Source organism: Bradyrhizobium sp. Mp19, from assembly GCF_029952935.1.
Lineage (GTDB): Bacteria > Pseudomonadota > Alphaproteobacteria > Rhizobiales > Xanthobacteraceae > Bradyrhizobium > Bradyrhizobium elkanii.
The window spans coordinates 107,022-120,282 of sequence record NZ_JASAUT010000017.1 but is presented as its reverse complement, the minus strand read 5'-3'; the positions used below and the strand labels follow the sequence as shown (position 1 = coordinate 120,282).

The window sequence follows — 13,261 nt, the reverse complement described above, 5'->3', positions numbered from 1 at the left end:
TGATCAGAGGGCGCAGGGAAAGCCGGGTGCCGATCGCACCCATGGGCCCCGAGCAATGGGTAGAAAGCTCGGGGGTAGGACCACAGGTGTAACCGGAAACAACCCGGCTTTCCCTGCGCGATGGTCTTCCGGCTTATACGTGCTCTCCCCGGCGAGACTGGGCTTTTTTGTCACCGTCTTCGCAACGACGCATTCACGTCCTGCGAAGAGACGCCTGCCGCTAGGGCGTCAGGCCTGCACGATTTCACCGTCCGCCTTGCGTGCTCTCGTCAGTCACACGCCTGGCGTCCACCGCATCTCACCGCAACACCCGTGACGATGCGCAGCGCCCCTCGATCGGGTGAGACGGGTGCATCTATACACTGAGTTGTTCTTCGGATAAAGCGAAATATTTTCGCGCGGGAGGATTGACAGGTCTTGCTGAGTTGCCCGTCGTGTCGTACCGGCAACATCCATCCTACGCAGTCGCGAGGCGACGCGCGCGCTTTGCTGCAGGCCGCGGCTTCAGCGCAGTATCGGCGGCGCCAAGTAAGCGTCCATCCTGCGAGTACAGCGCGAGCTTCTTCACCGGCTTGCCCTTGTCGCGGTCGACCAGGATGGTCGCGATCTCGTCCGGATGCTCGTCGAATTCCTCGGTCCATTGCCGCAGCGCGACCAGGATCGGAAAGATGCCGTGGCCCTTCGGCGTCAGGACATATTCCTGATAGGCGCTGCCGTCGGAGGCGGGGACCGTCTTCAGGATGCCGCGCTCGACCAGCGTGCGCAGCCGTGTGGCAAGGATGTTCTTGGCAAGCCCGAGGCTCACCTGGAATTCGCCGAAGCGGCGCCGGCCGAGGCTGGCGTCGCGGATGATCAGGAGCGACCACCAGTCGCCGAACACGTCGAGCGCGCGTGCGACGGGACAGCTGTCGCCTGCAAGGCTGGTTCGTTTCACCGGCTGTCTCCAGGAATTTGGGCCATCACGACCTTGTGTGGTTGCAATATTAAACCGTATGTCCTAGCTAGGCAATGAAGTTTAATAATGCAACCAACTGGAGGCGGACATGAGACTGGCGAACAAGACGGCGTTGATCACCGGCGGCAACAGCGGCATCGGGCTGGCGACAGCAAAGCTGTTCGTGGCCGAGGGCGCCAAGGTCGTCATCACCGGGCGCAACAAGGAGACGCTTGCGGCGGCAGCCAAGGAGCTCGGGCCGAGCGCGTTTGCGGTGGCCGCCGATGCCACCGACGTCGCGGCGCTGGAAGCCGCGGTGAAGCAGGGCGCCGAGAAGTTCGGCAAGTATGACGTGCTGTTCGCCAATGCCGGCATTCCCGGCCAGACGCCGGTCGGCGGCACCACGCTGGCCGCCTTCGAGAATGTCATCCGCACCAATCTCACCGGTGTGTTCTTCACGGTGCAGGCGGTCGCGCCGTACCTCAACGACGGCGCATCGATCATTCTCAACGGCTCGGTGATTTCCGTGCTCGGCAATCCCGGCTATTCGGCCTATGCCGCGAGCAAGGCCGGCGTGCGCGCGATGGCGCGGGTGATGGCGTCAGAATTCTCGCCGCGCAACATCCGCGTCAATGTGGTGGCGCCGGGCGCGGTGCGCACCCCGATCTGGGGCGCGGCGATCGCGACGCCCGAGGCCGAGAAGGCATTCGAGCAGCGGATCGGCAAGACCACGCCGCTCGGCCGTATCGGTGAACCCGATCACATCTCGAAGACCGTGCTGTTCCTGGCGTCCGACGACGCAGCGCATGTGCAGGGGCAGGAGCTGTTCATCGATGGCGGCGCAACAGCGTCGCCCGCAGGCGCACCGATCTATCGCGGATAGAGCGTTTCCGTTCCGATTAAATCGGAACGGGGCTCTGGTTTTATTCCGACACGTTTTCTTCACGCGAACCGGTATCCACTTCGCTCGAAAACGCTCTGGTTTGTTTCTCATTGTAACGAACGGCCGGTGTGAAGCGCTTCACACCGGCCGATTTCGTGCGCGACTATCATCGCGTGTATTGAACCTTTGACGTACTCCCCGGACTCCTGATTGGGCGGGGAATTTTTCACCACGGAATCATTTGGAGTGCCGCCATGCCGAAAGCAGCCCGCATTTCGACGTCGATCCCGGTTTCGTCCGCATCGGAAAGTTCGGACACGTCTCAGTTCGTGACGGTCGCACTGTTTTCCGGCATCGGCCTGTTGATTTCGCTGGTCGCCGTCATCCTCGGCATTCAGGGCGTCTGGTTCTGAGTTTCTCCACCTGAACGGCCTGCCGCCGCCGGGCGACGGCAGGCGCTTTGAATCACATCAGGCGGCGTTCAGGCTGCCGGCGGCCTGCAGCGCGCCCGCAACCGCCTTTTCGCGATGCTCGGGGCCGACCTGGATGCCGTCGGCGGGGATGAACTCAACATTCCTGACGCCGATGAAGCCGAACACGCCGCGCAGATAGGTCTCGAGGTGCTCGAGAGCGGCCATCGGCGTGTCGGCGCCGTAATAGCCGCCGCGCGAGATCGCGATGATGACGCGCTTGTTGCCGGCCAGTCCCTCGACGCCGCCGGCGCCGTACTTGAAGGTCTTGCCCGCGACCAGGATGCGGTCGATCCAGGCCTTGAGCTGGCTCGGAATCGTGAAATTGTACATGGGGGCGCCGATCACGACGATGTCGGCGGCAAGGAACTCGTCCAGCACGGCCTGGCCGGCCGCGATGTCGTCGCGTACCGACGGATCCGGCGCCGCGCCCTGGCTGGCGGCGAGGTGCAGGCCGGAGAGGTGGGCGAGCGGGGTCTGGCTGAGGTCGCGGTAGCTGACGACGAGGCCCGGATTGGCCTGGCGCAGCCGCTCGACGGCGGCGGCGGAGACCTGGCGGCTGACAGAGTGGGGGCCGAGGACCGAGGAGTCGATGTGCAGAAGTTTCATGGCTGAGGTCACCTTTGGTATAGGTTTGTAACTGGCGCTATATGAGTGACCGTCTTAAATCTCCGCAAGAACGCACATTTTTGAAACCCGAGCACACCAATGGAACCCGAGCACATCGATGTAACCGCCGAAGCCGGCCTGCCGCGTGGCCCCGGGACGCATCAGGACTGCCGCGGCGTGGCCTCCGTGCTGTCGCGGGTCGGCGACAAATGGAGCGTGCTGGTCATCATGCTGCTGCGCGACGGACCGCGCCGCTTCAACGAGCTGAAGCGGATGATCAACGGCATCTCGCAGCGCATGCTGACCTTGACGCTGCGCGGGCTGGAGCGCGATGGCCTGGTGACCCGCACGGTGTTTCCGACCATTCCGCCGCGGGTCGACTACGAACTGACCGATCTCGGGCGCGGACTGGCGGTGCCTGTGATGGCGCTCGGCGAATGGGCGTTCGCGCATCTGCCGGAGATCGAGGGCGCGCGAAACGATTTCGATGCGCGGAATGCGGAGTGAAATCTTGATTCCGCACACTGAGATTATGGACCCGTCACCCTGAGGAGCCTGTAGCGCGTCTCGAAGGGTCGACGGCCCCGCTGTCTCAGTGCGGCTGCAGCCGGGCCGTGCATCCTTCGAGGCTCGCCTTGCGGCGCAATTGCGCCGCAAGGCTCGCACCTCAGGATGACGGGGAGACGTTTGCGCGCGGCCTACGCAGATCCCTAAATCATCGACACCAGCCCGCCGCCGTGGCGCTCGAGCTTGCCGGCGAGTTCGAGCTCGAGCAGCACCGCGCGGACCACGGCGGGTGACACATCGGCCATCCGGATCAGATCGTCGATGCTGATCGGGCTCGGCCCGAGCAGATCGATGATGCGGGCGCGATCGCCGCTATCAGTGGCAAAGTCCAGCGGCTCGTCGTCCTCGCGCGCGCCAAGCATCACCGGCCGTTCCATGATCGGCGTGACCGCGTTGATGACGTCTGCGGCTTCGGTGACCAAGGTGGCACCTTGTTTGATCAAATCGTTGGCGCCGGCGGCGCGGGGATCGATCGGCGAGCCCGGCACCGCGAACACCTCGCGGCCCTGTTCGGCCGCCATCCGCGCCGTGATCAGCGAGCCCGAGCGATGCGCGGCCTCGACGATCACGACGCCGAGCGAGGCGCCCGAGATCAGGCGGTTGCGGCGGGGAAAGTCGCGTGCCCGCGGCACATGGCCCAGCGGCATCTCCGAGATCGCTGCGCCGTGTTCGAGCAGGGCGGCCAGCAGATCCTCATGCTCCGGCGGGTAGATCCTGTCGTGGCCGCCGGCCAGCACGGCGACTGTGCCGCTGGCAACGGTGGCGCGGTGCGCCGCCTGATCGATGCCGCGGGCGAGGCCCGAGATCACGACAAAGCCGGCATCGCCGAGATCGCGCGCAAGTTGGCCGGCAAATTTTAGCCCGGCGCCGGAGGCATTGCGGGAGCCGACGATCGCGATCATCGGCCGCATCAGGGTGTCGCGCGCGCCGCGCACACCAAGCAGCGGCGGCGCGTCGTCGATGGTGGCAAGCCGCGCCGGATAATGGGCTTCCTCCGGTGCGACGAGATCGATGCCGAGTTTGCGGCAGGCCGCGAGCTCGGCTGCGGCGTCGGCCTCGCTGCAGATCCGCCCGGGGCCCGAGGCGCCGCCGCGGCGCGCCAGATCGGGCAGGCGCTCCAGCGCGTGCGCCGCGTCGCCAAAATGGCGGAGCAGCGATGCAAAGGTGCGCGGGCCGACATTGTCGGAACGGATCAGCCGCAGGCGGTTGAGCCGTTCGGTGTCGGTGAGTTTTGCGGGGCTGGGCGAGCGGTCATGCATGCGGGCCGCAGCTTCGCCCAACCTGAGATTGTGATCAACTGCGACATTGGCGCAGCCGCGCGCGACGCGCTAAAAGCGCTTGCCGAGAAGCCGCCAAAAACCATCAAGAAGCAGGACGTCCGCCGATGATTTCGCTTGCCGATCTCCAACGCCGCATCGCCTCCGGCGAATTGTCCACCGATGCCGCCATCACGCAGACGCGGGACGCCATCGCGGCGCAGGACAAAACCATCGGCGCCTTCGTCCGCCTCGACGAGACGGCGCGTGCGCAGCAGACCGGGCCGTTGCGCGGGATTGCGGTCGGCATCAAGGACATCATCGATACCGCCGACCTCCCGACCGAGATGGGCGCCGCGATCTACCGCGGGCATCAGCCGCGCGCCGACGCGCCGGTCGTGATGGCGCTGAAGCAGGCGGGGGCGACCATCATCGGCAAGACCACGACGACGGCGTTCGCGGCGAACGATCCGACCGCAACGCTCAATCCGCACAATCACGCGCACACGCCGGGCGGCTCGTCGTCGGGCTCGGCCGCGGCGGTCGCGGCCGGGATGATCCCGCTAGCGCTCGGCACGCAGACCGGCGGTTCGGTGATCCGGCCGGCCTCGTTCTGCGGCGTCGCCGCGATCAAGCCGAGCTACCGGCTGCTGCCGACCGTCGGCGTGAAATGCTTCTCCTGGACGCTCGACACCGTCGGACTGTTTGGCGCCGGCGTGCGCGATGTCGCGCTGGGGCTCGCTGCGATGACGAAGCGACCTGAGCTGGTGGTGCCGTCGCAGCTCGCCGCGCCGCGCATCGGCGTAGTGACGCAGGCCTTTGCCGGTTCGCCTGAACCTTCCAGCGCGGAGGCGTTGCAGAAGGCGGCGCGTGCGGCGGAGCAGGCAGGTGCGACCGTGCGCGAACTCGCGCTGCCCGAGATCATCGCGGAAGCCTGGCGGATCCATCCGGTGGTGCAGGAGTTCGAGGCGCATCAGTCGTTTGCCTGGGAATACGGCCAAAACTACGATGCGATGCCGCCGCTGCTGCGCGGCCGGCTCGACGAGAGCAAGGGCGGCACGCCGGCCGAATACGACGCGGCGATGGACGTCACGCTGCGCGCACGGCAGGCGCTGGCTGCTGTTCTCACCGAGGTCGACGTGCTCGTGACGCTGTCGGCGCCGGGCGCGGCGCCCAGGGGTTTGGCGTCGACCGGCGATCCCCGTTACAACCGGCTCTGGACCTTGATGGGCGTGCCCTGCGTCAACGTGCCGACGCTGACCGCCGAGGGCGGATTGCCGGTCGGTGTCACCGTGATCGCGGGCTTTGGGAACGACGCCAGGGCACTGGCGGCGGCGAGCTTTGTCGAGAGCGCTCTGAAGTCCTAGCCTTCCGTCATTCCGGGGCGATGCGCAGCATCGAACCCGGAATCTCGAGATTCCGGGTTCGCGACTTCGTCGCGCCCCGGAATGACTTGCGTCACCTCTTCTCGCCGATCTTGCCTTCGGTGCCGGCCTGCAGGCGCTTGATGTTCTCGCGGTGCATGTAGAACAGCAGCAGCGTCAGCACGGCGAACAGCGAGGCGAGCGCGTTGTGGCCGAACCACCACAGGAACAGCGGCGTCACGAACGCCGCGATCAGCGCCGACAGCGACGAGTAGCGGGTGGTGTAGGCGGTGCCGAGCCAGATCACGGCAAAGATCAGCGCCGCCGGCCAGAACAGGCCGAGCAGCACGCCGAGATAGGTCGCGACGCCCTTGCCGCCGCGAAACTTGAGCCAGACCGGGAAGAGGTGGCCGAGGAACGCCCCCAGCGCCGCCAGCATCGCCGCGTTCGGGCCGTCAATGGTGCCGGCGATGATGACGGCGACGGTGCCCTTCAGCATGTCGCCGAGCAGCGTCGCCGCGGCGAGGCCCTTGCGGCCGGTGCGCAACACGTTGGTGGCGCCGATATTGCCCGAGCCGACCGTGCGCAGATCCTGCGTGCCGGCCATCCTGGTCAGCACCATGCCGAACGGGATCGAGCCCAGCAGGTAGCCGATCAGGAAGGCGACCGGCAGCAAGCCATCAGCAGACATCGCGGTGGTTCCTTCGGTCGGTCCCGCCCGAATGGGGCCGTGCCGTCAATGAAATATTAACCATAAATGCGCACCATGGCCTTGGTAATGAGGGAGCTTATCATGGCTTCTGTTCGCAGGCGGCTGGAGCAATTTTTCTTTGTCGTTTACGTCGCGGCCATCGTCGTTGGCACAACGATGGAAGCGATGTCGCAACTCGCGGCGCGCTGAGTTCCACCCCAGTCTCAGACGTGCTCGTACACGGTCCGTCCGCCGACGATCGTCCGCGTCACGCGGCCCGAGAAGCGGGCGTCGTCGAACGGCGTGTTCTTGCACAGTGATTTGAGATCGTCGCGGTCGAGCACCCAGGGCGTGTCGGCGTCGATCACGATGACGTCGGCCGGCGCGCCCGCGCGCAGCGTGCCGCCGGGCAGGCCGAGCAGCTCCGCCGGCCGGGTCGACATCGCCCGGATCAGCGTCTTGAAGTCCATCTCGCCATTGTGGATCAGCCGCAGCGCCGCCGGCAGCATGGTCTGCAGGCCGACCGCGCCGCTCGCCGCCTCCGCGAACGGCAGCCGCTTGACCTCGACGTCCTGCGGATTGTGGTCGCTCATCACGACGTCGATCAGCCCGGAGGCGAGCGCGGCCACCAGCGCCTTGCGATCCTCCTCGGTGCGCAGCGGCGGCGCCAGCTTGAGGAAGGTGCGGTAGGGGCCGATGTCGTTCTCGTTCAGCGTCACGTGGTTGATCGAGACCGAGGCCGAGACATTGTAGCCGGCGTCGCGGGCGCGCTTGAGGATTTCCAGCGACTCGGTCGAGGTCAGCGAGGCCGCGTGATAGCGCCCGCCGGTCAGCCCCGCGAGCCGCATGTCGCGCTCGAGCATGATCGACTCGGCCGCGGTCGGAATGCCGGCGAGGCCGAGCCTTGTGGCGAATTCACCCTCGTTCATCACGCCTTCGCCCACCAGATGCGGGTCCTCGGTGTGATGCACGATCAGCGCGTCGAAATCGCGGGCATAGGTCAGCGCGCGCCGCATTACCTGGGCGTTGGTGACGCTGCGGTCGCCGTCGGTGAAGGCGACGGCGCCGGCGGCCTTGAGCAGGCCGATCTCGGTCATCTCCTGGCCCTGCATGCCCTTGGTCAGCGCCGCCATCGGATGGATGTTGACGATCGCGGTGTCGCGGGCGCGGCGCAGCACGAAATCGACGGTCGCCGAATTGTCGATCACCGGCGAGGTGTCGGGCTGGCAGATGATGGTGGTGATGCCGCCGGCCGCGGCGGCCTGGCTGGCGGAGGCGAAGGTCTCGCGATGGCTGGCGCCGGGCTCGCCGACAAAGGCGCGCATGTCGATCAGGCCGGGGGCCACGATCTTGCCGGCGCAATTGACGATGTCGGTGCCTTCGGGGACGCCGGCGGCGCCGATGCCGCGCTTGGCGTCACGGATCACGCCGTCGGCGATCAGGACGTCGCCCGGACCGTCGAAGTCGCGGGACGGGTCGATGACGCGGGCGTTGGCGAGCAGGATGGGGCGGCGGTCGGTCAGCATGGCATCACGCGTTCGGCAGGTTGCGGGCGAGCGCTTCGAGCACCGCCATGCGCACTGCCACACCCATTTCGACTTGTTCACGGATCAGCGACTGCGCGCCGTCGGCGACGAAGGTGTCGATCTCGACACCACGGTTCATCGGGCCGGGATGCATCACCAGCGCATCCGGCTTGGCGTAGCCGAGCTTCTTCTGGTCGAGGCCGAAATAGTGGAAATACTCGCCCGACGACGGCACGAAGGAGCCGTTCATGCGCTCGCGCTGCAGCCGCAGCATCATCACGATGTCGGCGCCGTTCAGTCCCTCGCGCATGTCGCGCGCGACCTCGACGCCCATCCGCTCGATGCCGGGCGGGAGCAGGGTGGAGGGGGCCACCACGCGGACGCGTGCGCCCATCGTGTTGAGCAGGAAGATGTTGGAGCGCGCCACGCGCGAATGCAGCACGTCGCCGCAGATCGCGATCGTCAGCCCCTCGAGCCGGCCCTTGTTGCGGCGGATGGTCAGTGCGTCGAGCAGCGCCTGGGTCGGGTGCTCGTGGCTGCCGTCGCCGGCGTTGATCACGGAACCGTCAACCTTGCGCGCCAGAAGCTCGACCGCGCCGGAGGCGTGGTGGCGCACCACCAGGATGTCCGGGTGCATCGCGTTCAGCGTCACCGCGGTGTCCATCAGGGTCTCGCCCTTGCGGGTCGACATCGATGACACCGACATGTTCATGACGTCGGCGCCCAGGCGTTTTCCGGCGATCTCGAACGAGGACTGGGTCCGGGTCGAGGCCTCGAAGAACAGATTGACCTGGGTGCGGCCGCGCAGGCTGGCGCGCTTCTTGTCGACCTGGCGGTTGAGCTCGACATACTCCTCGGAGAGGTCGAGCAGGCCCGTGATGTCGTCAGCGGAAAGGCCCTCGATGCCCAGCAGATGCCGGTGACCGAGGACAAAAGTCGATTTCAATGATGGGGTCATTAAAGCGAGAGCTATAGGCGCGGATGGCCGGTGGGGCAAGCGCGAAGAGGGCTCGCGGGAGTTTTCCCCGAGTAAGATGTCGCCGCCTTCTCGGCAGTCCTGCCGGGGCTCGCCGCGGGACATCCGCTCCTTGCTTTTGCGGGGTTTTCCGGAACAAGACGTGGATGGCCGGGCATAGGCGGAGCGGTAGCGACGCCGTCCTCCTGACGGGCTATACCCGGCCGTGACGCCGGAGCGAGACCTCGTGAAAATTGTCGTGATCGCATGGATGGCCATCGCGTTGATCCCGGGGGCGGTCTCGCCTGCCTTCGCTCAGAACTTGCCCGGCGACTTCGCGTTCCTCCGCGACATCGACCCGACCATCGTCCAGGACATCCGCTACGCCAGCGCGAACAATTTCATGGGCCGGCCGATCGCGGGCTATGGCGCGGCGGAATGCGTGGTGAAGCGCGAGGTCGGGCTTCGGCTCAAGGCGGTGCAGCAGGAACTGGCCGGGCAAAGACTGTCGCTAAAAATGTTCGATTGCTACCGGCCGGCCCGTGCCGTCGCCGACATGGTGGCGTGGGCGAAAAATGGCACCGAGACCGTCGCCGAGCGGCGCTACAATCCGGCCTTCTCGAAAGCCGATCTGTTCCGCCTCGGCTACATCGCCACCCATTCGGGGCATTCGACCGGGGGCGCGGTCGATCTCACGCTGGTCGATCTTGGCGCCGACAATTCGCGCAAGTTCGATCCGGCCAGGGACTATGCCGACTGCACCGCGCCGGCCGCCGCGCGCCCCCCCGAGGGCAGCGTCGACATGGGCACCGGCTACGACTGTTCCGACGTGAAGGCCCACACCGCGGCCAGATCGATCACGCCGGCGCAAAGACGCTGGCGCGCCATGCTGGTCGCGGCGATGGCCCGGCAGGGGTTTGCGAACTATGCCAAGGAATGGTGGCACTTTTCGCTGCCGGGGACAGGCGGGCCGGCCTACGACTTCCCGATCGTCCGGGCGCGGTAGCGCGTTTTCAAGCGAAGCGGACGCCGGTTCGCGTGAAGAAAACGCGTCAGAGCAAGAGACTGGAGCTTCGATTCCGATTCAATCGGAGCCGGAGTTGGCGCAGGATTTTCCTCAAATCCGAAGCATTTTCGCAAGACGACGCTTGCCATCGCAAAAGTAGCTAAGCGCGCTTTCAACACTCCTTAATTGTGGCCGTATGAAGTACGGGCAACACGGGAGCATGCAGCATGCGGTTCGCAGCCATCGCAATTGTTGTCGTCGGCGTCGCTGGCGTCTTGATCTACGATCGACACGACAAGAGCGCGAATTATCAGCGCGTCGATGCCCGCATCAGCGGCGTCAGCGAGCAATGCTATCTGGAAAAGGTCGAGCGCGGCGTCATCACCAAGACGACGTCGACCTCCGACCTGACCCGCTGCGAAATCGCCGAGCTGCTGCGCAAGGAGCATCCGAAGTGGCAGGGCTATGACGTGAAGCACAAGATCGAGGTGAAGGTCGTCTATGTCTCGCCGGTCGACGGGGCCTCGCACCAGTCGAGCCTGCAGATGTCCTACTTCCCCAATGGCAAGCCGCTGCGCGCCGGGGACGTGTTTCCTGTCCTTGCCTCCAAGACCAAGGCGGACAAGACGCGTTCGATCTGACCGACGCGGTTCGACAGGACGGAAGCACACCCATGCGCCTTGGCCTCTACGCTATGATCGCTGTCGCCGTCGCGAGCTTCTATGTCTATAGCGAGCTCGACAAGCGGTTGAACTTCCGGCCGATCGACGCGCGCGTCAGCAGCGTCAAGGAACAATGCTACATGGAGAAGACCGAGGGGTCGCGGAGCTCGACCTCCGATCTGTTGCCGTGCGAGCTTACCGAGCTGCTGGCACGCCATCATCCGAAATGGCAGGGCGCCGACATCAAGCACAAGATCGAGATCCGGTTTGCCTACATCTCGCCGGTGGACGGCGCCGCGCACGAGTCCAACCTGCAGTTGGCGGCCTATCCCGATAACCGGCAATTGAGCAGCGGCGACATTTTTCCTGTCCAGGCTTCCAGGAAGGAGGCGAACCGGACCCGCGTCAATGACTGGGTCGACCGCTGGCTCGGCCGCCATGCGCCCAAGCGCGCAAGCATCTAAAGCATGGAAGCATCTAGCAGACCTGTACTTTTCGCTGCCCCGCGCCGGCTCGCGGGCTTATGATCCCCCGATTCCACCGCGCCACGATTGGCCCGAGACCCGGCCGGAGGAGGCCGGCTGTCCGGGCCGCATGCGTATAGACCAGTTGCCGAGGAGACCATGACGCAGGCTCCGTTTGCCACCCACGACGTCTTCAACCAGTCGCCGCCGTTCGAAAATGTCGACCTGTTCACGGTGGATGCGCCGCTCGCCGCGGCGGTCGCTGCCAATGGCGGGGCGGCGGCAACGGCGGAGCTGTCGGATTTCGGCAAGCATTGGGGCTCGGACGCGATGGCGGAGCGCGGCCGCATCGCCAACGAGAACACGCCGAAGCTGCGCTTGTTCGATGCCAGGGGCAATCGCCGCGACGAGGTCGAGTTTCATCCGGCCTATCACGAGCTGATGGCGCACTCCGCGCATGCCGGCGTGCACAACTCGACCTGGAGCGCCGACGGCAGGCCGGCGGGCGGGGCGGCCGAGGTGGTGCGTGCGGCAAGGTTCTACATCGCTTCCCAGGTCGAGACCGGCCATCTCTGCCCGATCACGATGACGCGCGCCTCGGTCGCGGCGCTGGCCTCGCAGCCGGATATTCTGGCGAAGACGATGCCGGTCATCGGAACGCGCGCCTACGACCCCACCTTTGCGCCGTGGTGGACCAAGCGCGGCATGACCCTCGGCATGGGCATGACCGAAAAGCAGGGCGGCACGGATGTGCGCGCCAACATGACGCGCGCCGAGCGCGACGGCGAGGCCTGGCGTGTCACCGGGCACAAATGGTTCATGTCGGCGCCGATGTGCGACGCCTTCCTGGTGCTGGCGCAGACCATGGATGGGCTGAGCTGTTTCTTCATGCCGCGCTTTGCGCCCGACGGCACGGTGAATGCGATCCACTTCCAGCGCCTGAAGGACAAGCTCGGCAACCGCTCCAATGCCTCGTCGGAGGTCGAATTCCACGGCGCCCATGCCGAGCTGATCGGCGAGGAGGGCAAGGGCATCCGCACCATCATCCAGATGGTGCAGCTGACGCGGCAGGATTGCGCGATCGCCTCCGCCGGGCTGATGCGCTCGGGACTGGCGCATGCGCTCAATCACGCGCGGCACCGCAGCGTGTTCCAGAAGCATCTCGCCGACCAGCCGCTGATGCAGGCGGTGCTGTCGGACATGGCGCTGCATGTCGAGGCGTCCATCGCGCTGGTGATGCGGCTCTGCCGTGCTTTCGATCGCGCGCCGGCCGATGCGGGCGAGGCCGCCTATATGCGGCTGCTGACGCCGGCGATCAAATACTGGACCTGCAAGAGCGCGCCCGGCTTCCTCTATGAGGCGATGGAGTGCCTCGGCGGCAATGGCTATGTCGAGGAAGGCATTTTGGCGCGCCATTACCGGGAGTCGCCGGTCAACGCGATCTGGGAGGGTTCCGGCAACGTGATGTGCCTCGACGTGCTGCGCGCGCTCGGCCGCGAGGCCGATGCCGCGCTCGCCGTGCTGCGCGCGCTCGCCGACGAGACCAGGGGCCTGCCCGGCGCCGCTGAGGCTGTTGCCTCGATCGGGCAGTCGTTCCGGCGGCCGGACAGCGAGCGCGTCGCGCGGCTTGCGGTCGAGCAACTGGCGCTCTTGGCGGCAACCGCGGCGCTCAACCAGGTCTCGCCGAAAAACGCCGAGCTGTTCGCAGCGACACGGCTTGCCGAACGCCACGCCGGCATGTACGGCGCGGTGGACTTATCCGATGCCGATCAGCGTGCGCTGCTGGCGCGGGCGCTGCCATGACCACATTGACCACCGTCATGCCCGGCCTTGTGCCGGGCATCCACGTCTTTGCTTCGACAGGGCAAGGAAAG

The 13,261-nt window shown here is 66.1% G+C and carries 15 protein-coding genes; 9 read left to right on the top strand and 6 right to left on the bottom strand.

The features are described 5' to 3' along the window. Positions 1-457 precede the first annotated feature (457 nt). On the bottom strand, positions 458-934 hold the full coding sequence (locus QJT82_RS20220; RefSeq protein WP_028341021.1) for a helix-turn-helix domain-containing protein: 477 nt from the start codon (positions 932-934) through the stop codon (positions 458-460). Positions 935-1,043: 109 nt separating this feature from the next. On the opposite strand from QJT82_RS20220, the gene QJT82_RS20215 reads away from it, so the two are divergent. Continuing rightward, entirely contained in the window at positions 1,044-1,817 is a 774-nt protein-coding gene (locus QJT82_RS20215) for a glucose 1-dehydrogenase (protein WP_028341020.1), read from the top strand. 254 nt (positions 1,818-2,071) lie between these two features. Next, positions 2,072-2,230 (top strand): hypothetical protein, encoded by a 159-nt coding sequence (locus QJT82_RS20210; RefSeq protein ID WP_196238162.1) that lies wholly within the window; start codon positions 2,072-2,074, stop codon positions 2,228-2,230. 57 nt (positions 2,231-2,287) lie between these two features. Here the strand turns inward: QJT82_RS20210 and QJT82_RS20205 are convergent, their stop codons facing one another. Continuing rightward, a complete protein-coding gene (locus tag QJT82_RS20205) occupies positions 2,288-2,896 on the bottom strand; it encodes an FMN-dependent NADH-azoreductase (protein WP_028341019.1) in 609 nt (202 codons plus the stop codon). Between the two features lie 99 nt (positions 2,897-2,995). Between QJT82_RS20205 and QJT82_RS20200 the strand changes: the two genes are divergently transcribed. Further along, entirely contained in the window at positions 2,996-3,403 is a 408-nt protein-coding gene (locus tag QJT82_RS20200; protein ID WP_028341018.1) for a helix-turn-helix domain-containing protein, read from the top strand. A 203-nt stretch (positions 3,404-3,606) separates the two neighbouring features. Here QJT82_RS20200 and dprA read toward each other — a convergent pair whose 3' ends face one another. After that, the gene (gene dprA, locus QJT82_RS20195) at positions 3,607-4,722 is read right to left on the bottom strand and encodes a DNA-processing protein DprA (RefSeq protein ID WP_028341017.1); all 1,116 of its coding nucleotides are present in this window, start codon (positions 4,720-4,722) and stop codon (positions 3,607-3,609) included. On the opposite strand from dprA, the gene QJT82_RS20190 reads away from it, so the two are divergent. Further along, the gene (locus tag QJT82_RS20190; protein WP_259242753.1) at positions 4,717-4,851 is read left to right on the top strand and encodes a hypothetical protein; all 135 of its coding nucleotides are present in this window, start codon (positions 4,717-4,719) and stop codon (positions 4,849-4,851) included. The two genes, dprA and QJT82_RS20190, sit on opposite strands and share 6 nt — an antisense overlap. After that, positions 4,848-6,086: an amidase gene (locus tag QJT82_RS20185; protein ID WP_028341016.1), complete on the top strand. Its 1,239-nt coding sequence runs from the start codon at positions 4,848-4,850 to the stop codon at positions 6,084-6,086. Before QJT82_RS20190 ends, QJT82_RS20185 begins: the two co-directional genes overlap by 4 nt. 91 nt (positions 6,087-6,177) lie before the next feature. On the opposite strand, the gene plsY is transcribed toward QJT82_RS20185, so the two are convergent. The 3 genes from plsY to QJT82_RS20170 form a co-directional block, all read right to left on the bottom strand. Next, complete coding sequence (plsY, locus tag QJT82_RS20180; protein ID WP_028341015.1) at positions 6,178-6,774, bottom strand: glycerol-3-phosphate 1-O-acyltransferase PlsY; 597 nt, start codon at positions 6,772-6,774, stop codon at positions 6,178-6,180. Positions 6,775-6,998: 224 nt separating this feature from the next. Beyond that, positions 6,999-8,300 (bottom strand): dihydroorotase, encoded by a 1,302-nt coding sequence (locus QJT82_RS20175; protein WP_028341014.1) that lies wholly within the window; start codon positions 8,298-8,300, stop codon positions 6,999-7,001. Positions 8,301-8,304: 4 nt separating this feature from the next. After that, positions 8,305-9,258 carry an aspartate carbamoyltransferase catalytic subunit gene (locus QJT82_RS20170; RefSeq protein WP_026192854.1) on the bottom strand — a complete coding sequence of 318 codons (954 nt, stop codon included), beginning with the start codon at positions 9,256-9,258 and terminating at the stop codon, positions 8,305-8,307. 268 nt (positions 9,259-9,526) lie between these two features. Here QJT82_RS20170 and QJT82_RS20165 point away from each other — a divergent pair, with 268 nt between their 5' ends. The 4 genes from QJT82_RS20165 (at position 9,527) to QJT82_RS20150 (ending at position 13,190) form a co-directional block, all read left to right on the top strand. Beyond that, positions 9,527-10,261, top strand: coding sequence for a M15 family metallopeptidase (locus tag QJT82_RS20165; RefSeq protein WP_028341013.1), 735 nt, complete (start codon positions 9,527-9,529; stop codon positions 10,259-10,261). Between the two features lie 227 nt (positions 10,262-10,488). Further along, positions 10,489-10,902 carry a hypothetical protein gene (locus tag QJT82_RS20160; RefSeq protein ID WP_028341012.1) on the top strand — a complete coding sequence of 138 codons (414 nt, stop codon included), beginning with the start codon at positions 10,489-10,491 and terminating at the stop codon, positions 10,900-10,902. Between the two features lie 32 nt (positions 10,903-10,934). Further along, positions 10,935-11,387: a hypothetical protein gene (locus QJT82_RS20155; protein WP_028341011.1), complete on the top strand. Its 453-nt coding sequence runs from the start codon at positions 10,935-10,937 to the stop codon at positions 11,385-11,387. Between the two features lie 159 nt (positions 11,388-11,546). Continuing rightward, positions 11,547-13,190 carry an acyl-CoA dehydrogenase family protein gene (locus QJT82_RS20150; RefSeq protein ID WP_028341010.1) on the top strand — a complete coding sequence of 548 codons (1,644 nt, stop codon included), beginning with the start codon at positions 11,547-11,549 and terminating at the stop codon, positions 13,188-13,190. Positions 13,191-13,261: the final 71 nt, after the last annotated feature.

Coding starts and splice junctions, on each gene's coding strand:
- QJT82_RS20215 (WP_028341020.1), top strand. CDS start 1,044: ATGAGACTGGCGAACAAGACGGCGTTGATCACCGGCGGCAACAGCGGC.
- QJT82_RS20210 (WP_196238162.1), top strand. CDS start 2,072: ATGCCGAAAGCAGCCCGCATTTCGACGTCGATCCCGGTTTCGTCCGCA.
- QJT82_RS20205 (WP_028341019.1), bottom strand. CDS start 2,896: ATGAAACTTCTGCACATCGACTCCTCGGTCCTCGGCCCCCACTCTGTC.
- QJT82_RS20200 (WP_028341018.1), top strand. CDS start 2,996: ATGGAACCCGAGCACATCGATGTAACCGCCGAAGCCGGCCTGCCGCGT.
- QJT82_RS20190 (WP_259242753.1), top strand. CDS start 4,717: ATGCATGCGGGCCGCAGCTTCGCCCAACCTGAGATTGTGATCAACTGC.
- dprA (WP_028341017.1), bottom strand. CDS start 4,722: ATGCATGACCGCTCGCCCAGCCCCGCAAAACTCACCGACACCGAACGG.
- QJT82_RS20185 (WP_028341016.1), top strand. CDS start 4,848: ATGATTTCGCTTGCCGATCTCCAACGCCGCATCGCCTCCGGCGAATTG.
- plsY (WP_028341015.1), bottom strand. CDS start 6,774: ATGTCTGCTGATGGCTTGCTGCCGGTCGCCTTCCTGATCGGCTACCTG.
- QJT82_RS20175 (WP_028341014.1), bottom strand. CDS start 8,300: ATGCTGACCGACCGCCGCCCCATCCTGCTCGCCAACGCCCGCGTCATC.
- QJT82_RS20170 (WP_026192854.1), bottom strand. CDS start 9,258: ATGACCCCATCATTGAAATCGACTTTTGTCCTCGGTCACCGGCATCTG.
- QJT82_RS20165 (WP_028341013.1), top strand. CDS start 9,527: ATGGCCATCGCGTTGATCCCGGGGGCGGTCTCGCCTGCCTTCGCTCAG.
- QJT82_RS20160 (WP_028341012.1), top strand. CDS start 10,489: ATGCGGTTCGCAGCCATCGCAATTGTTGTCGTCGGCGTCGCTGGCGTC.
- QJT82_RS20155 (WP_028341011.1), top strand. CDS start 10,935: ATGCGCCTTGGCCTCTACGCTATGATCGCTGTCGCCGTCGCGAGCTTC.
- QJT82_RS20150 (WP_028341010.1), top strand. CDS start 11,547: ATGACGCAGGCTCCGTTTGCCACCCACGACGTCTTCAACCAGTCGCCG.